This is a genomic window from Nocardioides sp. (genome assembly GCF_044226765.1).
Taxonomy (GTDB): Bacteria; Actinomycetota; Actinomycetes; order Propionibacteriales; family Nocardioidaceae; genus Nocardioides.
Genome location: NZ_JBGAGJ010000006.1, coordinates 147024 through 168810, shown reverse-complemented (window position 1 = coordinate 168810; position 21787 = coordinate 147024). Strand labels below are relative to the sequence as shown.

The following is a 21787-nucleotide window of genomic DNA, read 5'->3' as shown; positions in this document are numbered from 1 at the left end:
CGGCCGCCTGCAGCGCCGGCACCGCGGCCGGCCGGGGGACAGGCCGCTACCCTTCGGCGTGTGACAGCCATCACCCAACGCGCCGGCGCCCCTGCGACCGCGATGCTCGGCCTCGGCGTGCACCGGCCCGAGCGCCTGGTCACCAACGACGAGATCTGCGAGGTGCTGGACTCCAGCGACGAGTGGATCCAGACCCGGTCGGGCATCCGGACCCGGCGGTACGCCGCCGAGGGCGAGTCGCTGCTCGACATGGCGACCGTCGCGGCAGAGCGCGCGCTCAAGGCCTCCGGCGTCTCGGCCGGCGACCTCAGCACGGTGATCTTCGCGACCTCGACCCACGTCCAGCACACCCCCGCCGCCGCCCCGATCCTGGCCGACCGGCTGGGCTCGCGCGCCGCCGCGTTCGACGTCTCCGCCGGCTGTGCGGGCTTCTGCCACGCACTCTCGGTCGCCTCCGACCTGGTCCGCGGCGGCAACGCCGGCCACGTGCTCGTCGTCGGCGCCGAGCGGCTGAGCACGTTCATGGACCCGACCGACCGCGGGACCGCGTTCATCTTCGCCGACGGCGCCGGTGCCGCGGTGGTCGGGCCCGCCGAGGAGCCGGGCATCGGACCCGTCGCCTGGGGGTCCGACGGATCGCAGTCGCACGTCATCACCCAGTCCATGCGCTGCGACGAGCTCGACCCCGACCACCCACTGGTCGTGCAGATGGAGGGCACCGCGGTCTTCCGCTGGGCGCCGTTCGCGATGGCCGACGTGGCCCGCGAGGCGGTCGCCGGCGCCGGCCTCGGGCTGGACGACCTCGATGCGTTCGTGCCGCACCAGGCCAACCTGCGCATCACCGAGCTCCTGGCCCGGCAGCTCAAGCTCCCCGAGGGGGTGGCGATCGCCCGCGACGTCCAGGACTCCGGCAACACCTCGGCGGCGTCCGTGCCGCTGGCGATCGAGGCGATGGTCCGCGACGGCGAGGCGAAGCCCGGCGACACGGCGCTGCTGATCGCGTTCGGCGCCGGGCTGAGCTACGCCGGGCAGGTCGTCACGATCCCCCCGGTCGTCGGCCCGTAGCCGCTGTCAGTGGATGTGGTCGCGCCAGTCGGCCGGCACGCGGCCGGCCGGTCCGGGGACGGGCTGGTCCCGCGGGCGTGAGACCGGTGCCGCGAGCGCCGGTCCCTCGAACCCCTCCTCGGTCGCGTAGTCCCAGAACCAGTCCTCGTCGGGCTCGAAGCTGGCGATCACCGGGTGGCCGGTCTCGCGGAAGTGCGACGTCGCGTGCTGTCGCGGCGAGGAGTCGCAGCAGCCGACGTGCCCGCACTGGGCGCACCGCCGCAGGTGAACCCACCACCCGCCGGCCGCCTCGCACTCGACGCAGCCGGTGCCGCTGGGTGCCACGGTCGCATCGACGCCGGCGCGCTCGCTCATGCGACGAGACTAGGGTCGGGCCGTGCCCGGGACCAGACCCTCACCGCTCGACGACCCGGGCCTGGTCGCCGACTGCTCGGCCTGCGCTGCGCTGTGCTGCGTGGTGCTGCCCCTGACCAGGTCGCACGACTTCGCCCTCGACAAGGCCGCCGGCACCCCGTGCGTCCACCTGGCCGCCGACGACCGGTGCCGCATCCACGACCGGCTGCGCGGCGAGGGGTTCCCCGGCTGCGTCGCCTTCGACTGCTTCGGGGCCGGCCAGCGGGTGGTCCAGGACGTGTACGCCGGGGGACCGCGACCGCCCGCGGAGGCCGCTGCCGTGCTCGGAGTGCTGCGCGCCACCCAGGAGGCGCTCTTCCTGGTGCGGTGGGCGGCCGGCCTGCCGGCGCTGGGGGACGCCGACCGGGACGGGCTCGAGGAGCTCGGCGACCGGCTGGCCGCGGTGGCCGGCGGCCCGGCCACCGGCGTGCTCGCCACCGACGTCCCGGCCCTGCGGGCCGAGGTCGGTGCGGCCCTGCGCTCCGCGAGCCGCCGCGTGCGCGCACCCGGCGGCCCGGACCTCGCCGGCGCCGACCTCGTGGGCGCCGACCTGCGCCGGCGCGACCTGCGCCGTGCCGACCTGCGGGCGGCGCTGCTCGTCGGCGCGGACCTGCGCGGGTCCGTCCTGGACCGGACCGACCTGCTCGGGGCCGACCTGCGGGGTGCCGACCTGCGGGGTGCCGACCTGGCCGGTGCGCTGCTCCTCACCCGCCCCCAGCTCGCCGCCGCGACCGGGGACCGGGGCACCCGGCTGCCCCCCGGCTTCGCGGCTCCCGCGCACTGGACGACCTGACGACCCTGGCGACGGGGTCGACTGTCGGAGGGCTGTGCGAGGGTGGCTCGATGGACCAGCGGATCAGCTTCGTCACGCTCGCGGTGAGCGACCTCGACGCCACCCGGGCCTTCTACCTCGACGGGCTCGGGTGGGTGGCCGCGCTCGACGTCCCGGGTGAGGTGCTGATGGTGCAGGTGGGCGAGCACGTCGTGCTGTCCTTCTGGCACGAGGCGGGCTTCGAGGCCGAGGTCGGCCCGATCCGCCGTGGCCCCGGCCTCGCGCCGGTCACGCTGGCCCACAACGTCGCGACCCGCGCGGAGGTCGACGCCGTGCTCGAGCTCGCCCGCCGGGCGGGAGCCGACCCCGTGACCGACCCCGTCGAACGCGACTGGGGCGGCGTCACGGGCTACTTCGCCGACCCCGACGGCTACCACTGGGAGGTCGCCGTCAACCCCGGACCGATCGGACAGGTGGTGCTGCCATGACCCAGGACGACCCGCGCCAGGTGCTCCGCTACCCGGCCGTCGCGGCCGAAGGGCTCGCCGACTGGCGGTTCTTCCTCATGAGGCTGCACGCCCGCTTCGCCACCGGGAGCTTCGCGCGCGGCGTCGAGCTGGTGGACCGCATCGCCGAGGCGGCCGAGCTGGCCGACCACCATCCCGACGTGGTGCTGACCTACCCCCACGTCGACGTCGATCTCCACAGCCACGACGTCCAGGGGGTCACGAGCCGCGACCTGGCGCTGGCGCGCCGGATCTCCGAGATCGCCGCCGAGCTCGGCATCGGCTCCAGTCCGCGCGACGTGTCGACGCTCGAGCTGGCGCTCGACGTGCCCGACGCCGCAGCCGTGAAGCCGTTCTGGGCGACGGTCCTCGGCTACGGGGAGTCGGCGTGGCCGACCGAGATCCAGGACCCGGGCGGCCGCAACAACACGCTGTGGTTCCAGGAGGCCCCGGCCGCCACGGGGGAGGTGCAGCAGCGCTTCCACCTCGACATCGTGGTCGCGCGCGAGGTCGCCGAGGAGCGGGTGGCCGCCGCGGTCGCGGCCGGCGGCACGCTGGTCACCGACGAGCACGCCCCGGCGTTCTGGGTGCTCGCCGACGCCCACGGCAACAAGGTCTGCGTGTGCACGGCCGACGGCCGGGACCTCGCCGAGGAATGAGACTCGCGTCCCGGATGGTGGGACGCGTGCCACACTCGGGTGCGGGCGCGAGCCCCGGCGGCTACGGTGTCCGCATGCGCACCGATGTTCTTGTACGCACTCGACGTGTGAGCTGACCGCACCCGGTCCAGCGCGCACGTCACCCCTCGCCGCCCGCCGGGCCGAGGGGTTTTTTGTTGGGCACCGCACGGCACGAGACAGGACGACAGATTCGATGAGCGAGCAGGTGACAGGCGCGCAGAGCCTGATCAGGTCGCTGGAGGCAGCGGGGACGACCGACATCTTCGGCATCCCGGGCGGCGCCATCCTCCCGGCGTACGACCCACTCATGGACTCCTCGATCCGCCACATCCTGGTCCGGCACGAGCAGGGGGCCGGGCACGCGGCGCAGGGGTACGCCGCCGCCACCGGCCGGGTCGGGGTCTGCATGGCCACCAGCGGGCCGGGCGCGACGAACCTGGTCACGCCGCTGGCGGACGCCCACATGGACTCGGTGCCGATCGTGGCGGTGACCGGCCAGGTCGGGGCCGCGGCGATCGGGACCGACGCGTTCCAGGAGGCCGACATCCGGGGCATCACGATGCCCATCACCAAGCACAACTTCCTGGTGACCGACCCCGCCGAGATCCCGCGCACGGTGGCCGAGGCCTTCTACATCGCCTCCACCGGCCGTCCCGGGCCGGTGCTGGTCGACGTCGCGAAGTCCGCGCTGCAGGCGACGACGACGTTCTCGTGGCCGAGCGAGCTGAACCTGCCCGGCTACCGCCCGGTGACCCGCCCGCACGCCAAGCAGATCCGGGAGGCCGCCCGGCTGATCCTGGAGTCGCGCCGCCCGGTGCTCTACGTCGGTGGCGGCTGCATCCGCGCCGGCGCGGCTCGCGAGCTGCGGGTGCTCGCCGAGCTCACGGGCATCCCGGTCGTGACCACGCTGATGGCGCGCGGGGCGTTCCCCGACAGCCACGTCCAGCACCTGGGCATGCCCGGCATGCACGGCACGGTCGCCGCCGTCGCCGGCCTGCAGCGCAGCGACCTGATCATCAGCCTGGGGGCGCGGTTCGACGACCGGGTGACCGGCAACCTCGACTCGTTCGCCCCCGGCGCGAAGGTCATCCACGCCGACATCGACCCCGCCGAGATCGGCAAGAACCGGGCCGCCGACGTGCCGATCGTCGGCGACTGTCGCGAGGTGATCAGCGACCTCGTCGTCGCCCTGACCACCGAGGCGGACGCCGGGCACACCGGTGACTACGAGGCCTGGGTGGAGTTCCTCGCCGGGGTGAAGAAGAAGTACCCGCTCGGCTACGACGCGCCCGCCGACGAGCTGGCGCCGCAGTACGTCCTCGAGCGGCTGGGCGCGATCGCCGGACCCGAGACGGTCTACGCCTCCGGTGTCGGTCAGCACCAGATGTGGGCGGCCCAGTTCATCGGCTACGAGCACCCGAACACATGGATCAACTCCGGCGGTCTGGGCACCATGGGCTACGCCGTCCCGGCGGCCATGGGCGCGAAGGTCGGTCGCCCCGACGCGACGGTGTGGGCGGTCGACGGCGACGGCTGCTTCCAGATGACCAACCAGGAGCTGGCCACCTGCGCCATCAACGACATCCCGATCAAGGTCGCGGTCATCAACAACGAGTCGCTCGGCATGGTGCGGCAGTGGCAGTCGCTGTTCTACAACGAGCGCTACTCCAACACCGACCTGCACTCCAAGCGGATCCCCGACTTCGTCAAGCTCGCCGACGCCTACGGCTGTGTCGGCCTGGCCTGCGAGAGCCCGGGGGACGTCGACGCGACGATCGCCAAGGCGATGGAGATCAACGACGTCCCGGTCGTCGTCGACTTCCGGGTCCACCGCGACGCGATGGTGTGGCCGATGGTGGCCGCCGGCACCAGCAACGACGACATCAAGTACGCCCGCGACCTGGCCCCGAAGTTCGACGACGACACCGAGCTGGAGCTCCGCGCATGAGCAGCCTGTCCGACTCCCGCCACACCCTGTCGGTGCTGGTCGAGAACAAGCCCGGTGTGCTGGCCAGGATCGCGGGCCTGTTCAGCAGGCGTGGGTTCAACATCGACTCCCTGGCGGTCGGGCCGACCGAGCACCCCGAGGTCTCGCGGATGACGATCGTCGTCAACGTCGAGGAGTCGCCGCTCGAGCAGGTCACCAAGCAGCTCAACAAGCTGGTCGAGGTGATCAAGATCGTCGAGCTCGACGGGTCCGCGTCGGTCAACCGCGAGCTGCTGCTGGTCAAGGTCAAGGCCGACGCGGAGACCCGCGGCCAGGTGCTCGACGCCGTCCAGCTCTTCCGCGCCAAGGTCGTCGACGTCGCGCCGGACGCGGTGACGATCCAGGCCGTCGGCAACGCCGACAAGCTCGCCGACCTGCTCCGCGTCCTCGAGCCCTTCGGGATCCGCGAGCTCGTCCAGTCCGGCATGGTCGCGATCGGGCGCGGCTCCCGCTCCATCTCCGAGCGCACCCTGCGCCCGGTGACCATCCCCGCCCCGCCCGCAGCGGGCTGACGCAGCACCCCAACGAAGAAGGAGAAGCCCCCGTGGCTGAGATGTTCTACGACGACGACGCCGACCTGTCCCTGATCCAGGGCAAGAACGTGGCCGTCATCGGCTACGGCAGCCAGGGCCACGCCCACGCGCTGTCCCTGCGCGACTCGGGCGTCGACGTCCGCGTCGGCCTGCAGCCCGGCTCGAAGAGCCGCGCCAAGGCCGAGGCCGAGGGCCTGCGCGTCGTGACCCCGGCCGAGGCGGCCGAGGAGGCCGACGTGATCGTGATCCTCGCCCCCGACCAGCACCAGCGCAAGCTGTACGCCGAGGAGATCGAGCCCGCTCTCACCCCCGGCGACACCCTCGTCTTCGGGCACGGCTTCAACATCCGGTTCGGCTACATCACCCCGCCCGCGGGCGTGGACGTCTTCATGGTCGCGCCGAAGGGCCCCGGCCACCTGGTCCGCCGCGAGTTCGTCGACGGCCGGGGCGTGCCCGTGCTGGTGGCCGTGGAGAAGGACGAGTCCGGCAACGCCTGGCCGCTGGCGCTGTCCTACGCCAAGGCGATCGGTGGCCTGCGCGCCGGTGGCATCAAGACCACCTTCACCGAGGAGACCGAGACCGACCTCTTCGGCGAGCAGGCGGTGCTGTGCGGCGGTGCGTCGCAGCTGGTCATGTACGGCTTCGAGGTGCTCACCGAGGCCGGCTACCAGCCCGAGGTCGCCTACTTCGAGTGCCTGCACGAGCTGAAGCTGATCGTCGACCTCATGTACGAGGGCGGCATCGCCAAGCAGCGCTGGTCGGTGTCCGACACCGCGGAGTACGGCGACTACGTCTCCGGCCCGCGGGTCATCACGCCCGACGTGAAGAAGAACATGGAGGCGGTCCTCGCCGACATCCGCAACGGCTCCTTCGCCCAGCGCTTCATCGACGACATGGACGCCGGCTCGCCGGAGTTCACCGAGCTGCGCAAGAAGGGCGAGCAGCACCCGATCGAGCAGACCGGTCGCGAGCTGCGCAAGCTGATGGCCTGGGTGAAGTCGCACGACTCCGACTACACCGAGGGCACCGCCACCCGCTGACCTCACACCGGCCGCCGAGCCGGCGCCAATGCTGGTCCGAGAGCCGCCGAGTCGGCGCGAATGCCGGGCGCTCACCAGCATTCGCGCCGACTCGGCGTGTCGGGCGCCTGCAGTAGCGCCGACTCGGCGGGACCGGAGCGGTAGGTTGCGCGGATGGAGACGGAGGGATCCGGGCCGTCCGCACCCGTGCCGGTGCCCGAGCCGATGAGCCACCCCGACCACACCGGCTGGTCGGACTCGTCGGCGCGCGCCGTGCTGCAGCTGATGGTGGAGTCGGTCGCGGAGATGATCGGCTTCGAGGTCGCCGCGCTGTCCGTCGTGCTCGAGGACGAGCTGATCACGATGGCCTACACGGGCCCGGAGGAGTTCCGCGAGTACCTCCTCGAGAACGCCGACCCCGTCACCATCCTCGATCCCGTCGTCGAGCGCGGGGAGGCGTGGGGCCGCTTCCACTTCCTCCCGGCAGAGCGGTACGACGGCTCGCTGGACGGCCACTGGGTCGTCACCGCGGGGGAGCAGGGCGAGCACGAGGACGCCTGGCACCCCCTCGACGTCCTCGTCGGGCTGCTGACCGACGACGACGGTCGCCTGGTGGGCGTCCTGTCCGTCGACAACCCCGTGTCAGGGCGGCGCCCCGACACGGCCCAGCGGCGCCTGCTGGAGCGCTACGCCGCGCAGGCCGAGCGGGCGGTGCTGACCGCGTTCGAGCGTGAGGAGCTGGTGCAGCAGGTCGGCCACGCCGAGGCTGCGCGGCGGCTGGTCCGCGCCACCTCGATGTCGACCCACGCGACCCTGGAGGAGGTCGTCCTGCACACCCACCGGTCGCTGGTGGAGGGCTTCGGCTCGAGCGGCACCTGGATCCACGTGCTCGGCGGCCGTGACCCGGGGTTCGGCTACGTCCGCTCGTACGCCGGGGAGATGATCCACCTCTCCGACGAGGTGGTCGCGCTCGCGGCCGAGCTGGCCCCACGGTTGTGGCGGGAGCAGCGGGTGCTGGTGGTCAGCGCAGGTGAGTCCACCGAGGTCCCTGAGGCGGTGCACCGGCAGCTGGCCGACCTCGAGCTGTCCAGCGTGCTGGCGGTCCCGCTGGGCGTGGGCAGCGAGTGCCTGGGCTTCCTCGTGCTGACCCGGCGCGCCCAGGACCCACCGTGGTCGGCGGTCGAGCGCACCTCGGCCCTCGAGATCGGCCACGACCTCGGCGCCGCGCTGCTCACGTCCCGAGCGCTCGAGAACGAGCGGGACCTGGTCCACGAGCTGCAGCAGCTCGACGACTACCGCACCCAGCTGATCGCCACGCTCTCCCACGAGCTGCGCACCCCGCTGACGGTCATCTCGGGCAACCTCGAGCTGCTCGACGCGCAGGGCGTCCCGCCGGAGGCCGGCCGCTTCGTCTCGGCGATGACCCGCGGGGTCGACCGGATGCAGAAGGTCGTCGACGACCTGCTGCTGCTGGCCAAGGTCAGCCACCCCCAGCACCCGCTGCTGCGCGCCGGCGTCGACCTCGCGGCCCTGGTCCGCGAGGTCGGCCTGCTCGCCGAGTCGGCGGCGGGCGCCAAGCAGCAGTCGGTCGCCGTCGACGTGCCCGACGGGCCGTTGCTGGTGTGCGGTGACGCCGAGGAGCTGGACCGGATGCTCGGCAACCTGGTCAGCAACGCGGTGAAGTACACCCCCGTCGGTGGGCACGTGACCGTCTCGGCACGCGCCGCCGGCGACCAGGTGGTGCTGCAGGTCGCCGACGACGGGCTCGGGATCTCCGAGGAGGACCAGGCCGGCCTCTTCGGTGCGTTCTTCCGCACCACCAACCCGGCGGCGCTCACCCAGCCCGGCACCGGCCTGGGTCTCGCGATCGTCGCGACGATCGTCGAGCGGCACGACGGGCGGGTCGCGGTGACCTCACGGCTCGGCGAGGGCACCACGTTCACCGTCACCCTCCCGGCCGCCCGGGAATGAGCGGCGCCCGCGACGACGTTCGGCCCTCGTGCACATCGAGATCTGGAGCGACGTGGTCTGCCCGTGGTGCTACGTCGGCAAGCGGCGGCTGGAGACCGCGCTCGGCCGGTTCGAGCACGCCGACGACGTCGAGGTCGTCTACCGCTCCTTCGAGCTGGACCCGACCGCACCCCGCCACGGCACCGAGCTCTCGACCGGCGTGATCGCCCGCAAGTACGGGCGCACCGAGGACGAGATGCGCGACATGCAGCAGCAGCTCGTCGACGTCGCGGCCGGGGACGGCCTCGACCTGCGCCTCTTCGAGACGGTGCACACCAACACCGTGGACGCGCACCGGCTGCTGCACCTCGCGCTCGACACCGGTGGACCGGCCCTCCAGCGGGAGCTGAAGGAGGCGCTGCTGGCGGCGTACTTCCACGACGCGCGGGACGTCGGCGACCACGCGGTGCTCACCGAGGTCGCGACCGGGGCCGGCCTGGACCACGACCGGGTCGTCGCCGTCCTGGACGGTGACGAGTACGCCGGCGAGGTGGCCGCGGACGTCGCCCAGGCGCGCGCGTTCGGCGCGACCGGCGTCCCGTTCTTCGTCGTCGACCGCCGCTACGCCGTCTCCGGCGCCCAGCCGGCCGAGGTGTTCGAGCGCCTGCTCGCCCAGGCCTGGGCCGAGTCGCACCCGGTGCTCGAGCAGGTCACCGCGACGGGAGAGGTGTGCGGACCGGACGGCTGCGCCGTCTGAGACCGGGTCGACGTGACGAGTTCCACGTTTGGTTAGGCAAACCTAAGTTGTTGTCGTAGCATCCCTCTCGTGCTCGCCAACTACCTGATCGGTCTGCGCGAGGGCCTCGAAGCGGCCCTGGTCGTCAGCATCCTGGTCGCCTACCTGGTCAAGACCGACCGGCGCCACCTGCTCCCGCGCATCTGGCTGGGGGTCGCCATCGCCGTCGCCGTGGCGCTCGCCTTCGGGTTCGCCCTCTTCTTCGGGCCGCGGAGCCTCACGTTCGAGGCGCAGGAGGCCATCGGGGGGTTCCTCTCGATCGTCGCGGTCGGCCTGGTGACCTGGATGATCTTCTGGATGGCGCGGGCGGCCCGGTCCCTCAGCGGCGAGCTGCGCGGTCAGATCGACAGCGCCGCCGAGGGCTCCTGGTGGGCGCTCGTGCTGGTCGCCGTCCTCGCCGTCGGCCGCGAGGGTCTCGAGACCGCGCTCTTCCTGTGGTCCGCCACGGAGGCGGTCACCCGGGACAGCGACGCCACCTGGCAGCCGCTCGTGGGGGCCGCGCTCGGGCTCGCGACCGCCGTCGTGCTCGGCTACCTGCTCTACCGCGGCGCGATCCGCATCAACCTGAGCACCTTCTTCACCTGGACCGGCGCGTTCTTGATCCTGGTCGCCGCCGGTGTCTTGTCCTACGGCGTGCACGACCTGCAGGAGGCCGGGATCCTCCCCGGGCTCGACAACCTCGCCTGGGACGTCTCGGACACGATCGACCCGAGCACCTGGTACGCCACGCTGCTCAAGGGCGTCTTCAACTTCTCTCCGGCCACCACCGTGCTCGAGGCGACCGTCTGGGTCCTCTACGTCGTGCCCGTGATGTTCCTCTTCCTGCGCGGCGCCCGGCGCCGAGCCACCCCACCGGCGGCGGCGACCGCTCCGCAGCAGCCGACGTCCGTCCGACGCTGAACCAACGTCACCCTCCGACCCACTCGAAAGGGCCCTCGAGACCCATGCGCACACCCCTGCTCGCCGCCGCCCTCGCCCTCGCCCTGCCGGCGCTCGCCGCCTGCACGGAGAACGCCGACGGGTCCGACGCCGCCTCCGGTGACGCCCGGACGATCACGGTCACCTCGACCGACGACGGCTGCGAGCTCTCCACCACCCGGGCGCCGTCGGGCACGCTGACCTTCGAGGTCACCAACGACGGCTCGAAGGTCACCGAGTTCTACCTGCTCGGCGAGGACGGCCAGCGCATCGTCGGCGAGGTGGAGAACATCGGGCCCCAGCTGTCGCGCGAGCTGGTCGTCAGCGCTCCGGCCGGCAGCTATGTCACGGCGTGCAAGCCGGGCATGAAGGGCGAGGGGATCCGGGACGACTTCACCGTCTCGCCGTCCGATCAGGAGCCGACCGCCGCCACGGACGACGACGCGGTCGACCGGGCCGTGGAGGCGTACGAGGACTACGTGCACGAGCAGAGCGAGCAGCTGGCGGACAAGACCGAGCAGTTCGTGGCGCTCTACCGCGCCGGCAAGGACGACGCGGCCCGGGCGCTCTACCCCGAGGCGCGGACCCACTGGGAGCGGATCGAGACCGTGGCGGAGTCCTTCGGTGACCTGGACCCCAAGATGGACGCCCGAGAGGCCGACCTCGAGCCCGGCCAGCGGTGGACCGGTTGGCACCGGATCGAGAAGGACCTCTGGCCGCCGGCCCGTGGCTACACGCCGCTCACGGCGAAGGAGCGTGCGACGTACGCCGACGACCTGATGGCCAACACCGAGACGCTCGAGGGCCGCATCGAGGACCTGTCGTTCACCGTCGACCAGATCGCCAACGGCTCGCGGGGCCTGCTCGAGGAGGTCGCCACCGGCAAGGTCACCGGCGAGGAGGAGATCTGGTCCCACACCGACCTGTGGGACTTCCAGGCCAACGTCGACGGGGCCCGCGTCGGCTTCGAGGGCCTCGAGCCGATCGTCGAGCAGAAGGACCCCGAGCTCGCCAGGACGCTCGAGGCCAGGTTCGCCCAGCTGCAGGACCTGCTCGACGCCCAGCGCCGAGGTGACGGCTTCGTCTCCTACGACCAGCTCAGCCGGCAGCAGGTGCAGCAGCTCGCCAACGCCGTCAACGCGCTGTCCGAGCCGCTCTCCCAGCTCACGGCGGCCGTGCTGTCGTGAGCGGGTCCGGGGTCACCGACGAGCGCGGCGTCTCCCGCCGCGGACTGATCGGTGGCAGCGCGGCCGTCGCCGGTGTGGCGGCGGGCGCGTTCGCCGCAGGTCGGGCCTCGGCCGCCGACGGCGCGGCCCGCAGCGGATCCGACGACGCCTTCGCGTTCCGCGGACCGCACCAGGCCGGCATCACCACCCCGGCCCAGGACCGGCTGCACTTCGCTGCGTTCGACGTCACCACGAGCTCACGGGCGCAGCTGGTCGCCCTGCTGAAGGCCTGGACGCGGGCCGCCGACAGGATGACCCGCGGCCTGCCGGCCGGGGAGGTCGGCCCGACGGAGGGGCCGGCCACCGTGCCGCCCGACGACACCGGCGAGGCGATCGGCCTGCCCTCCAGCGGGCTGACGATCACCGTCGGGTTCGGCCCCAGCCTGTTCCGCGACGCAGCCGGCCGCGACCGGTTCGGGCTCGCCGACCGGCAGCCCACCGCGCTGCGCCCGTTGCCACACTTCCCAGGAGACGCGCTGGACCCCCAGCGGTCCGGGGGGGACCTGTGCGTCCAGGCGTGCGCCGACGACCCCCAGGTCGCCGTGCACGCGATCCGCAACCTGGCCCGGATCGGCTTCGGCACGGTCGCGGTGCGGTGGTCGCAGCTCGGCTTCGGCCGCACCTCCACGACCTCGACCCAGCAGTCCACGCCGCGCAACCTGTTCGGGTTCAAGGACGGCACCGCCAACATCAAGGCGGAGGAGAAGGACGCGGTCGCCGAGCACGTGTGGGTCGGTGCCGACGACGACCCGGGTGCCGGGTGGCTGGCCGGCGGGTCCTACCTCGTCGCCCGGCGCATCAACATGACCATCGAGGTCTGGGACCGCCAGCCGCTCGGCGACCAGGAGGCGTTCGTCGGCCGCACCAAGGACACCGGTGCCCCGCTCTCCGGTGGACACGAGTTCTCCGGGCCAGACTTCTCGATGCCCGGCAGCGACGGCCCGGTCATCCCGCGCGACGCGCACGTGCGGGTCGTGCACCCCGACCTCAACGGTGGCGCGCGGATGCTGCGCCGGGGCTACAACTTCGTCGACGGGTCCGACCCGCTCGGCGGCCTCGACGCGGGGCTGTTCTTCGTCGCGTTCGTGCGGGACCCGGACACGCACTTCGTGCCGATCCAGCTGAGGATGGCCAAGGTCGACGCGCTCATGGAGTACCTGAAGGTCACCGGGTCAGCGCTGTTCGCCGTCCCGCCCGGGATCGGGCCGGGGGAGTACGTCGGCCAGGCGCTGTTCGAGCGGACCTGAGACTGCTGGGGCCCGTGCTGGTTTACCCGGTCGACCGGGTAAACCCTCGCTTGTCGGCCGAAACTTCGGCCGACAAGCGAGGGTTTTGGCCGACAAGTCCGCCGGGGGAGGTCACGGTCGTCGGACGCCCGGCGTCTCGTCACCCAGGTCGACCAGCCGCTCGACCCCGACGTCCTCGAGGAACGCCGGGTCGTGGCTGACCACCACCAGCGCGCCCTGGTAGGCCGCCAGCGCCGAGACCAGCGCGTCGTACGACGCGAAGTCCAGGTTGTTGGTGGGCTCGTCGAGCAGCAGCAGCTGGGGCGCCGGATCGGCGAGCAGCAACGCCGCCAGCGACGCCCGGAAGCGCTCGCCGCCGGACAGGTCGCCGACCCGCCGGTCGGCCGCGGCGCCCCGGAAGAGGAACCGAGCCAGCCGGGCGCGGACCTGGTTGGGGTCCGCCTCAGGCGCTCGGCGGGCCACGTTGCCGTAGACGGTGTCCTCGGGGTCGAGCAGGTCGAGCCGTTGGGGCAGGAGCCCGACGGGCACGCGGGCCCGGTCGACCAGGCGGTGCAGCAGGGTGGTCTTGCCCGACCCGTTCGGGCCGACCAGCCCGATCCGGTCCGGTCCGGAGATCGGGAGCTCTCCCTCGAGCACCACCCGGCCGCGGGGCACGGCGGTGCCGGGCAGGTCGATGCGGATCTCGCGATCCTCGCGCAGCCGCGCCTCCGCGGCGTCCAGGCGATCTCGGGCCTGCTCGACCCGGTCGTCCTGCACCCGCCGGTGCCGGGCCGCGGACTCCTCGGCCTGCTGCTTCTTGGCGTTGATCACCGCCTTGCCCAGGCCGGTCGTGCGCTCGGCCTTGGCCGCGTTGCGTCGCCGGCCGGCGAGCATCCGCTCGGCGTCGACGCGTTCGGTCCGCTGGCGGCGCAGGTCCGACCGGGCGGTCGCCACCGCCTGCCGCGCAGCGTCCTGCTCGGCCTGCACCTGGGCGGCGTACGACGACCAGCCGCCGCCGTACCAGCGCACCGACCCGTCCCGCAGGTCGCCGACCCGGTCGACCCGCTCGAGGAGCTCGCGGTCGTGGGTCACCACGAGCAGCGAGCGGCTCCAGCCGTCCACGACGTCGTAGAGGCGGCGCCGGGCCGCGGCGTCCAGGTTGTTGGTCGGCTCGTCGAGCAGCAGCACGTCGGGTCGTCGCAGGAGGAGCCGCGCGAGGCCGAGCTCGGTGACCTCCCCGCCTGACAGCTCGCCCAGCCGACGCTCGAGCACGTCCGGCGGGAGCCCGAGCCGGGCCAGCTCGGCGGCCGCCCGGTCCTCGACGTCCCAGGCGTCGCCGATCACGTCGAAGTGCCGGAGGTCGGTGTCCCCGTCCTCGACGGCCCGGATCGCCCGGCGCACCGCGCCGATGCCGAGGAAGTCCTCGACGGGCTGCGCGACGTCGAGGGTGAGGTCCTGAGGGAGGTAGCCGACCTCGCCGGCCACCGCGAGGTGGCCGGCGGTGGGCCGCAGGTCGCCGGCCACCAGCCGGAGGAGGGTGGACTTGCCGGCGCCGTTGACACCGACCAGGCCGGACCGGCCGGGGCCGACGAGCAGGTCGAGGTCGTGCAGCACCGCAGTGCCGTCGGGCCAGGCGAAGCCGAGGCCGGACGCGGTGATGACCGGGGTGGTCGAGGACATGACGGAGCTCCTGGTGTCGAGAGGTGGAGGGGCACCTCAGAGCTCCAACGTCGCCTGCCTCGGTCCGGGGATGGGTCGAGGCAGAGCGTAGGCGCCGCAGCTGCCCGGCCGCGATCGATTTTCCGGGACCCGCCCCGGCGGGCGTCGGGTACAGTCGCCCGGAGCACAGCGCCGTGCACGTCCCACCCCCGCACTCCCGTCGAGGACCGCCGCTGTGAGCCTGCCTGTCGTACTCATCGCCGAGGAGCTCAGCCCCGCCACGGTGGACGCCCTCGGGCCGGACTTCGACGTCCGCCACTGCCGCGGCGCGGACCGGGCGGAGCTGCTCGCCGCGCTGCCGGAGGCGGACGCCGTGCTGGTGCGGTCCGCGACCCGGATCGACGCGGAGGCGCTGGCCGCCGCCCCCCGGCTCAGGGTGGTCGCGCGAGCCGGTGTCGGCCTGGACAACGTCGACGTCCGCGCGGCGACGCTGGCCGGTGTCATGGTCGTCAACGCGCCGACCTCGAACATCGTGTCCGCGGCCGAGCTCGCCGTCGCGCTCATGCTGGCGGCCGCCCGGCACGTGTCTCCCGCGCACGCTGCGCTCCGCAACGGCGAGTGGAAGCGCTCGCGGTTCACCGGCGTCGAGCTCTACGAGAAGACCGTCGGCATCGTGGGGCTCGGCCGGATCGGGGTGCTGGTGGCACAGCGGCTGGCCGCGTTCGGGATGCGGGTCATCGCCTTCGACCCCTACGTCCAGCCCGGCCGGGCCGCCCAGATGGGGGTGCGCCTGGTCGACCTCGACACCCTGCTGGTCGAGGCGGACTTCATGTCCGTGCACCTGCCCAAGACGCCGGAGACGGTCGGCCTGATCGGTGCGGAGCAGCTGGCCCGCGTCAAGCCGTCGCTCATCCTGGTCAACGCCGCCCGCGGCGGGATCGTCGACGAGACGGCGCTCTACGCGGCGCTGAAGGAGGGCCGCGTCGCCGCCGCCGGCCTCGACGTGTTCGCCCAGGAGCCGTGCACCGACAGTCCGCTCTTCGAGCTCGAGAGCGTCGTGGCCACCCCGCACCTGGGCGCATCGACCGACGAGGCGCAGGAGAAGGCCGGCCTGGCGGTCGCCCGGTCGGTGCGGCTCGCCCTCTCCGGCGAGCTGGTGCCCGACGCCGTCAACGTCCAGGGCGGCGTGATCGCGGAGGACGTGCGTCCCGGCATCCCGCTGACCGAGAAGCTCGGGCGGATCTTCACCGGCGTCGCGGGCGAGGTGGCGCAGCAGGTCGACGTCGAGGTGCGGGGTGAGATCACCGACCACGACGTCAAGGTGCTCGAGCTGGCCGCGCTCAAGGGTCTGTTCGCCGACGTCGTCGAGGATCAGGTCTCCTACGTGAACGCACCGCTCCTCGCCGCGGAGCGCGGCTGCGCCGTGCGTCTGGTGACCGAGGCCGAGAGTCCCGACCACCGCAACCTGATCACGATCCGCGGCACCCTGGCCGACGGCTCGACGGTCTCGGTGAGCGGCACGCTGGTCGGCATCAACCAGCGCGAGCGGCTGGTCGAGGTCAACGGCTTCGACGTCGACATCGAGCCCACCGCCCACCTGGCCTTCCTGACCTACCCCGACCGGCCCGGCATGGTCGGCACCGTCGGCGGCATCCTCGGCGAGGCCGGGGTCAACATCGGTGGCATGCAGGTGGCCCGGACCGCGCCGGGCGGCCGGGCACTCGTCGCGCTGTCGGTCGACACCGCCATCCCGCACGACGCCCTCGCCGACATCCAGCACGCGATCGAGGCGTTCTCGGTCCGGGCCGTCGACCTGGTCTGAGCGGCCGGATCGACCTCCCTGGGGACGCGCGGCGCGCCGCGCACGCCGCCGAGGTCCCCGCACCCGGGTCGCGCGAGCCCTACATTGCAGGCATGGCTGACATCCTGCTGGGCCTCCTCGCGATCATCGCGGGAGGTGCGATGCTCCTCGCGGGGCAGTTCGTGCTGCGGTTCATGATCCCGATCTGGGGCTTCTTCGCGGGGTTCGCGTTCGGTGCCGGGCTCGTCGCCGGGCTCGCGGACGAGCGCTTCCTGGGCACCGTGCTCGGGTGGGTGCTGGGCCTGGTCTTCGCCCTGCTCTTCGCCGTGCTGGCCTACCTCTACTACTACGTGGCCATCGTGATCGCGATGGGGATGGCCGGGTTCGCGATCGGCTCGGGTCTCGTCGTCGCACTGGGGATCACCTGGAACTGGGTCGCCGTGCTGGTGGGCCTGGCCGTGGGTCTGGTCATCGGCCTGGCCGCCGTCGTGGTGGACATGCCGATGATCGTGCTGGTGATCGTCGGCGCGATCGCGGGAGCGGTCAGCGTGACGGCGGGTCTGATGCTGATGTTCGGCGACCTCAACTCCGGGGACTTCGCCACCAAGCGGTTCACCGACACCGTCGCCAACAGCACGGGATGGTCCGTCCTGCTCGTGGTGCTGGCCCTCCTCGGCATCGTCATCGGCGCGCGTCAGCGGGCCGTGATGCGGCAGAGCATCGACGAGGTCTGGTACGCCCAGGCCTCCTGAGCCTCGGGCCATGGGTGAGATCGACAGGCACCTGGCGACGGTCGAGGGGCCCGACCGGGCCGCGATGGAGCGCGTGTACGCCGTGGCGCGGGCGACCGTGCCGGAGGCAGAGGACGGCCGGAGCTACGGCATGGCCGCGCTGCTCTACCGCGGCAAGGGCCTGGTCGCGACGGTCCGGACGAAGCGGTTCCTGTCCATCTACCCCTACAGCGGTGCGGTCCTCGCCTCGCTCGCCGACGAGCTCGCCGACTTCGAGACCACGAGCGGGAGCCTGCACTACACGGCCGACCACCAGGTCCCCGAAGCGCTGCTGCGCCGGATCGTGGCGGCTCGTCGGGACGAGATCGACGCCCGGGGCCGGTAGCGACGAGGCACCGGGCCCGCACCGGCGCCGCACCGGCCGTGGGCGACCTGCGGCCGTCGCGGTTTGACCGTGGGACGTGGATGAATCCCCGGTCAGCCGGGGATTCATCCGGGGTTGTCAGGGACTTCATGACGTTGTCGGGGGTTGCAACGCCTGACAACGTCAGGAAGAGCCTGACCGGCCTGCGCGCAGCCGGCGGCCGTCGCTCCGAGCCGCTTCTGCCGCGGCAGGGTGGCGGACGAGGCAGGATGGCCGCGTGAAGGTCGATCTGACGGTGGCTGCCATCCCGGCGTACCTCGGCGCCATGGGGGCGGAGTACCTCTGGCAGCGGTCCCACCCGGTCGAGCCGGGCACCCGGGCCGGCGACTACCAGCTCGCAGACACGATGGCGAGCCTGACCATGGGGCTGGGCAGCCTGGTGGCGCCGTACGTCACGAAGAGGCTGCTCGACCCCGTGACGCCCGGCGTCGGGAAGCACGGTCGCGCGCTGCTGGCGGTCGGCGCCGCCGCAGCGGTGCTGACCACGGTCGGGGACGTGGTCCGCCGGCGGCTGCGGGACGGGCGGCTGCCCGAGCCGCAGACGGTGCCGGCGGGCGTCCGGGCCGTCCAGGAGGAGCTGGCCGGGATCCGGCAGGCGCCGTCGGTGGACCGCGCCGACCGGGCGTCCGCGGATGCGGTCCTGCGGGCGGTGGACGCAGGCCTCGCGGTGACCGCGGTGGCGTCCACGGCACTGGTCGCGTCGACCACCTGGGCGGCGCTCACCTCGGGCCGGCGGCTCTTCGCGCGCTCACCGCTGGACCTGGGCAGCGGCGTCGGCGCCTGGGCGGTCGCGATCCTGGGCTGGGACTTCCTCTACTACTGGAACCACCGCGCCAGCCACGAGAGCCGCTGGCTGTGGGCGGTGCACGTCGTGCACCACTCCAGCGAGCACTACAACCTCTCGACCGCCCTGCGGCAGCCGGTCGCCGAGGGCATCACGATGAGCGTGCCCTACGGGCTGCTCGCGCTGGCCGGGGTCCGACCCGGCCTGATCGAGCAGGCCCGCGCGATCAACCTGATCTACCAGTTCTGGATCCACACCGAGGCGATCCGCCGGCTCGGCTGGGTGGAGAAGGTGTTCAACACCCCCTCGCACCACCGGGTCCACCACGGCTCGAACCGCCAGTACCTGGACCGCAACCACGGCAGCATCCTGATCCTCTGGGACCGGCTGTTCGGCACCTTCGAGGAGGAGGACGAGCAGGTCGTCTACGGCCTGACGACGAACATCGGCACCCACGACCCCCGTGTCATCGCGACCCACGAGTGGGTCGACATCGCTGAGGACGTCGCCTCGGCGCGGACCTGGCGCGACCGGTGGTCCTTCCTGCTGCGCGGGCCCGGCTGGGCGCCCGCCCGACGGGTGGCGTGACCGTGGCACCGGCAGGGCCGGCGGCCGCCGCCCGCGCCTGGCTCCTGACCGGTGCCGTCCTGCGGACGCCCGGCACCGCCGAGCGGTTCTGCAGCGAGATCATGCCGTCGGTGCGGGAGCGACCCGGCTACCTCGGTGCGTTCGTCCTGCTGGACCGGGCGGCCGGCGCCATGCGGGGCCTGTCGTTCTGGCGAAGCCAGGACGAGCTCGCCGGCTCCTGGGGGCTGGTCGCCGAGGTCGCCGACCTGGTGCTCGGCCCGGGTGGCACGTCGCTGGAGGGGCCGTGGTCCTACGACGTGGTGCTCAGCCGCTTCCCGATGGTCCCCGGGCAGGCGCGGATCAGCGCCGCTGAGCGCCCGGTCGCGCGGGTCTCGGTCGCCGAGGGCGGCAGCATCGCGGATCCCGGCGTCGTCGGGGCCCTGTCGACCTACGCCGCGGACCTGGTCCCCCTCCCCGGGTGTGCCGGAGCCCTGGTCCTGGTCGATCCGGTACGCCCGCGCCTCCTCGGGGCGAGCTTCTGGACCGACCGCAGCGGCGTGGAGCGGACCGCCGAGATGGCGGCCCGCAACGCGGCGACCCTCCCGGCCGCGACCGGGTCGGTGTTCGCCGACGGCGGCACCTACGACGTCCTCGTCATCGAGCCGATGCCGCGCCCGGTCGGCTGAGCCGAGGGCCGCCGGAGGAGGTCAGGTCGGTAGTCGGTCGGCGCGCTGCCCGACCAGCTCCGCCGGGGCCGTGAGACGCCAGGCCTCGAAGGTCAGCTCGGCCAGCTCGTCGCGCTCCACGCCCTCGAGCCGGACGACGACCCAGCCGAACCCGGCCGTGGTGAACTGCACCTCGAAGGTGTCGGGCCGCTCGGCCACCAGCGCCAGCTGCTCGGCGAGGGTCTGCTTCAGCCCGACCGTGCGCGTCGGCTCCCACAGGTAGCCGAAGGTCTGACCGGTGACCGCGACGCGCCAGTAGCGCCCGTTGTCGGCCCGGGTGACCGCGGGGAGCTGGTCGGCCAGCTCGAAGAAGTCGGTGATGGTGCACCCGCTCACGCCGGGCATCGTGCCAGCCCGCGCCGACAGTGACGGCGGCCGGTCAGAGGCGGACCAGCATCTTGCCGGTGTTGTCACCGCGGTGCAGCCCGAGGAAGGCGTCGACCGCGTGGTCGAGGCCGTCGACCACGGTCTCGCGCCAGACCAGGGACCCGTCCGCGACCCACCGCCCGGCCCGCTCGTAGAACTCGGCCGCGGCGTCGCGGTGGTCGGTGACGATGAAGCCGCGCAGCGTGAGGCGCTTGCTGACCAGCATCGCCAGGTTGCGCGGGCCGGGGACCGGCGCGTCGGCGTTGTAGTCCGCGATGGCGCCGCACGCCGCGATGCGTCCGAAGTCGGCCATCGCGAAGATCGCCGCCTCGAGATGGTCGCCCCCGACGTTGTCGAAGTAGACGTCGACCGGGCCGTGCTCCCGCAGCTGCCGCCCGATCGGTGCCGCCTTGTAGTCCAGGGCCACGTCGAAGCCGAGCTCGTCGGTCAGCCAGGCGCACTTCTCGGGTGTCCCCGCGGAGCCGATGACCTTCGAGGCACCGAGCAGCCGCGCCATCTGGCCGACGGTGGACCCGACCGCACCGGCCGCGCCCGAGACGAGCACGGTGTCACCCGCGCGCAGCTCGGCGATCCGGGTCAGGCCGACGTACGCCGTCATGCCCGGCATGCCGAGCACTCCGAGGTAGGCCGAGGCCGGCACGCGCGACACGTCGACCGTACGGACCGCGCCGGCCGGCAGCAGCGCGTGCGTGCGCCACCCGGCCTGGTGCAGCACGGTGGCGCCGACCGGCACGGCGTCCGAGCCCGACGCGACGACCTCGCCGACCGCGCCGCCGTCGAGCGGTGCGTCGAGGGCGAACGGCGGCACGTAGGACTTCACGTCGTTCATCCGACCGCGCATGTACGGGTCCACGGACATGAACGTGTTGCGCACCAGCACCTCGCCGGGACCGGGGTCGGGGAGGGTGGTCTCGACGGTGCGGAAGTTCTCGGGGGTGGGCCATCCGTGGGGTCGGGACGCGAGGTGGATCTCCTGGCTGACGGTCATGCCGCGATCCTCCCAGGTCGACGGACCAGGGTTCGACGGACCAGTATCCCGCGAGCGCTCACCGCGATCGCCAGTCACGCCGGAGCAGGCCGAACACCCACGAGTCGGACACCTCGCCGTCGACGACGCAGTCCTCGCGCAGCGTCCCCTCCCGCACGAACCCGAGCTTCTCCAGCACCCGGGCGGAGGCGCCGTTGCGGGTGTCGGTCTCGGCCTGGACCCGGTTGAGGTCCCAGGAGTCGAACGCCCACCGCAGCAGCGCGTCCGCGGCCTCGGTCGCGTAGCCCCGACCCCACGCGACCTCGGCGTAGCAGTAGCCCAGCGCCGCGCTGCGGTGGACGGGCTGCCAGCGGGTCAGGCTGCACCAGCCGACGAACGCGCTGTCGGCCAGCCGGTCGACGGCGAGCCGCACCCCGGTGCCCTCCTCGGCGAGCTGGTGCGACACCGCCACGAAGCGGTCGGCGCGCGCAGGGTCGGCCCAGGGCGGTGAGTCCCAGTAGCGCAGCACGTGGGCGTCGCTCTGCAGTGCGAAGAGGGCGCCGGCGTCGTCCGCGGTCACCGGCCGCAGCCGCAGGCGGGAGGTCCGCAGGGTGGGCGTGGTCAGGGGCACAGGTGCCATCGTGCCGCTCGTCGGCAGCCACGACGAGGCA

21 protein-coding genes and 2 pseudogenes are annotated in these 21787 nt (G+C 73.0%); 17 read left to right on the top strand and 6 right to left on the bottom strand.

Annotated elements, in window-relative coordinates; translation table 11 throughout:
* The first annotated feature begins 60 nt into the window (after positions 1-60).
* Entirely contained in the window at positions 61-1065 is a 1005-nt protein-coding gene (locus ACILRH_RS14470; RefSeq protein ID WP_395694395.1) for a beta-ketoacyl-ACP synthase III, read from the top strand.
* Between the two features lie 6 nt (positions 1066-1071).
* Here ACILRH_RS14470 and ACILRH_RS14465 read toward each other — a convergent pair whose 3' ends face one another.
* Positions 1072-1419, bottom strand: a complete 348-nt coding sequence (locus ACILRH_RS14465; RefSeq protein ID WP_395694394.1) for a UBP-type zinc finger domain-containing protein — start codon at positions 1417-1419, stop codon at positions 1072-1074.
* Positions 1420-1441: 22 nt separating this feature from the next.
* Between ACILRH_RS14465 and ACILRH_RS14460 the strand changes: the two genes are divergently transcribed.
* The 11 genes from ACILRH_RS14460 to efeB all read left to right on the top strand — a co-directional run bounded on the left by ACILRH_RS14460 (position 1442) and on the right by efeB (position 13092).
* A complete protein-coding gene (locus tag ACILRH_RS14460) occupies positions 1442-2251 on the top strand; it encodes a pentapeptide repeat-containing protein (RefSeq protein ID WP_395694392.1) in 810 nt (269 codons plus the stop codon).
* A gap of 50 nt (positions 2252-2301) precedes the next feature.
* Positions 2302-2718: a VOC family protein gene (locus ACILRH_RS14455; RefSeq protein WP_395694391.1), complete on the top strand. Its 417-nt coding sequence runs from the start codon at positions 2302-2304 to the stop codon at positions 2716-2718.
* Positions 2715-3395, top strand: a complete 681-nt coding sequence (locus ACILRH_RS14450) for a VOC family protein (protein ID WP_395694389.1) — start codon at positions 2715-2717, stop codon at positions 3393-3395. Before ACILRH_RS14455 ends, ACILRH_RS14450 begins: the two co-directional genes overlap by 4 nt.
* Before the next feature lie 214 nt (positions 3396-3609).
* A complete protein-coding gene (locus tag ACILRH_RS14445; RefSeq protein WP_395694387.1) occupies positions 3610-5364 on the top strand; it encodes an acetolactate synthase large subunit in 1755 nt (584 codons plus the stop codon).
* Positions 5361-5915, top strand: a complete 555-nt coding sequence (ilvN, locus tag ACILRH_RS14440; RefSeq protein ID WP_395694385.1) for an acetolactate synthase small subunit — start codon at positions 5361-5363, stop codon at positions 5913-5915. The genes ACILRH_RS14445 and ilvN overlap by 4 nt, the downstream gene beginning before the upstream one ends.
* A gap of 32 nt (positions 5916-5947) precedes the next feature.
* On the top strand, positions 5948-6976 hold the full coding sequence (gene ilvC, locus ACILRH_RS14435) for a ketol-acid reductoisomerase (RefSeq protein WP_395694383.1): 1029 nt from the start codon (positions 5948-5950) through the stop codon (positions 6974-6976).
* 153 nt (positions 6977-7129) lie between these two features.
* Entirely contained in the window at positions 7130-8926 is a 1797-nt protein-coding gene (locus ACILRH_RS14430) for a sensor histidine kinase (RefSeq protein ID WP_395694382.1), read from the top strand.
* Between the two features lie 28 nt (positions 8927-8954).
* On the top strand, positions 8955-9662 hold the full coding sequence (locus ACILRH_RS14425; protein ID WP_395694380.1) for a DsbA family oxidoreductase: 708 nt from the start codon (positions 8955-8957) through the stop codon (positions 9660-9662).
* A 69-nt stretch (positions 9663-9731) separates the two neighbouring features.
* Positions 9732-10601: an iron uptake transporter permease EfeU gene (gene efeU, locus ACILRH_RS14420; RefSeq protein WP_395694378.1), complete on the top strand. Its 870-nt coding sequence runs from the start codon at positions 9732-9734 to the stop codon at positions 10599-10601.
* A 44-nt stretch (positions 10602-10645) separates the two neighbouring features.
* Positions 10646-11806: an iron uptake system protein EfeO gene (gene efeO, locus ACILRH_RS14415; RefSeq protein ID WP_395694376.1), complete on the top strand. Its 1161-nt coding sequence runs from the start codon at positions 10646-10648 to the stop codon at positions 11804-11806.
* A complete protein-coding gene (gene efeB / locus ACILRH_RS14410; protein WP_395694375.1) occupies positions 11803-13092 on the top strand; it encodes an iron uptake transporter deferrochelatase/peroxidase subunit in 1290 nt (429 codons plus the stop codon). Before efeO ends, efeB begins: the two co-directional genes overlap by 4 nt.
* Before the next feature lie 111 nt (positions 13093-13203).
* Here the strand turns inward: efeB and ACILRH_RS23355 are convergent.
* A pseudogene (locus tag ACILRH_RS23355) lies at positions 13204-13716 on the bottom strand (ATP-binding cassette domain-containing protein); the annotation flags it as partial.
* 528 nt (positions 13717-14244) lie between these two features.
* Positions 14245-14751, bottom strand: a pseudogene (locus ACILRH_RS23350) (ATP-binding cassette domain-containing protein); the annotation flags it as partial.
* A 214-nt stretch (positions 14752-14965) separates the two neighbouring features.
* On the opposite strand from ACILRH_RS23350, the gene serA reads away from it, so the two are divergent.
* The 5 genes from serA to ACILRH_RS14380 all read left to right on the top strand — a co-directional run bounded on the left by serA (position 14966) and on the right by ACILRH_RS14380 (position 19723).
* Positions 14966-16552, top strand: coding sequence for a phosphoglycerate dehydrogenase (serA, locus tag ACILRH_RS14400; RefSeq protein WP_395694371.1), 1587 nt, complete (start codon positions 14966-14968; stop codon positions 16550-16552).
* Positions 16553-16644: 92 nt separating this feature from the next.
* Positions 16645-17283, top strand: a complete 639-nt coding sequence (locus ACILRH_RS14395) for a hypothetical protein (protein ID WP_395694369.1) — start codon at positions 16645-16647, stop codon at positions 17281-17283.
* A gap of 10 nt (positions 17284-17293) precedes the next feature.
* Complete coding sequence (locus ACILRH_RS14390; RefSeq protein WP_395694367.1) at positions 17294-17647, top strand: iron chaperone; 354 nt, start codon at positions 17294-17296, stop codon at positions 17645-17647.
* A gap of 256 nt (positions 17648-17903) precedes the next feature.
* Positions 17904-19058: a sterol desaturase family protein gene (locus ACILRH_RS14385; protein ID WP_395694366.1), complete on the top strand. Its 1155-nt coding sequence runs from the start codon at positions 17904-17906 to the stop codon at positions 19056-19058.
* Positions 19055-19723: a hypothetical protein gene (locus tag ACILRH_RS14380; RefSeq protein ID WP_395694364.1), complete on the top strand. Its 669-nt coding sequence runs from the start codon at positions 19055-19057 to the stop codon at positions 19721-19723. The genes ACILRH_RS14385 and ACILRH_RS14380 overlap by 4 nt, the downstream gene beginning before the upstream one ends.
* A gap of 21 nt (positions 19724-19744) precedes the next feature.
* On the opposite strand, the gene ACILRH_RS14375 is transcribed toward ACILRH_RS14380, so the two are convergent.
* The 3 genes from ACILRH_RS14375 to ACILRH_RS14365 are packed head-to-tail and all read right to left on the bottom strand — an operon-like array spanning position 19745 to position 21756.
* Positions 19745-20107, bottom strand: a complete 363-nt coding sequence (locus tag ACILRH_RS14375) for an MmcQ/YjbR family DNA-binding protein (protein WP_395694362.1) — start codon at positions 20105-20107, stop codon at positions 19745-19747.
* A 34-nt stretch (positions 20108-20141) separates the two neighbouring features.
* Positions 20142-21137, bottom strand: coding sequence for an NADP-dependent oxidoreductase (locus ACILRH_RS14370; protein ID WP_395694360.1), 996 nt, complete (start codon positions 21135-21137; stop codon positions 20142-20144).
* Between the two features lie 58 nt (positions 21138-21195).
* Positions 21196-21756: a GNAT family N-acetyltransferase gene (locus tag ACILRH_RS14365; protein WP_395694358.1), complete on the bottom strand. Its 561-nt coding sequence runs from the start codon at positions 21754-21756 to the stop codon at positions 21196-21198.
* Positions 21757-21787: the final 31 nt, after the last annotated feature.

Excerpts from the sequence above, each read along its gene's own strand:
- ACILRH_RS14465 (WP_395694394.1), bottom strand. The coding sequence starts at position 1,419 with ATGAGCGAGCGCGCCGGCGTCGATGCGACCGTGGCACCCAGCGGCACC.
- ACILRH_RS14455 (WP_395694391.1), top strand. The coding sequence starts at position 2,302 with ATGGACCAGCGGATCAGCTTCGTCACGCTCGCGGTGAGCGACCTCGAC.
- ACILRH_RS14450 (WP_395694389.1), top strand. The coding sequence starts at position 2,715 with ATGACCCAGGACGACCCGCGCCAGGTGCTCCGCTACCCGGCCGTCGCG.
- ACILRH_RS14445 (WP_395694387.1), top strand. The coding sequence starts at position 3,610 with ATGAGCGAGCAGGTGACAGGCGCGCAGAGCCTGATCAGGTCGCTGGAG.
- ilvN (WP_395694385.1), top strand. The coding sequence starts at position 5,361 with ATGAGCAGCCTGTCCGACTCCCGCCACACCCTGTCGGTGCTGGTCGAG.
- ACILRH_RS14430 (WP_395694382.1), top strand. The coding sequence starts at position 7,130 with ATGGAGACGGAGGGATCCGGGCCGTCCGCACCCGTGCCGGTGCCCGAG.
- efeO (WP_395694376.1), top strand. The coding sequence starts at position 10,646 with ATGCGCACACCCCTGCTCGCCGCCGCCCTCGCCCTCGCCCTGCCGGCG.
- ACILRH_RS14395 (WP_395694369.1), top strand. The coding sequence starts at position 16,645 with ATGGCTGACATCCTGCTGGGCCTCCTCGCGATCATCGCGGGAGGTGCG.
- ACILRH_RS14390 (WP_395694367.1), top strand. The coding sequence starts at position 17,294 with ATGGGTGAGATCGACAGGCACCTGGCGACGGTCGAGGGGCCCGACCGG.
- ACILRH_RS14375 (WP_395694362.1), bottom strand. The coding sequence starts at position 20,107 with ATGCCCGGCGTGAGCGGGTGCACCATCACCGACTTCTTCGAGCTGGCC.
- ACILRH_RS14370 (WP_395694360.1), bottom strand. The coding sequence starts at position 21,137 with ATGACCGTCAGCCAGGAGATCCACCTCGCGTCCCGACCCCACGGATGG.
- ACILRH_RS14365 (WP_395694358.1), bottom strand. The coding sequence starts at position 21,756 with ATGGCACCTGTGCCCCTGACCACGCCCACCCTGCGGACCTCCCGCCTG.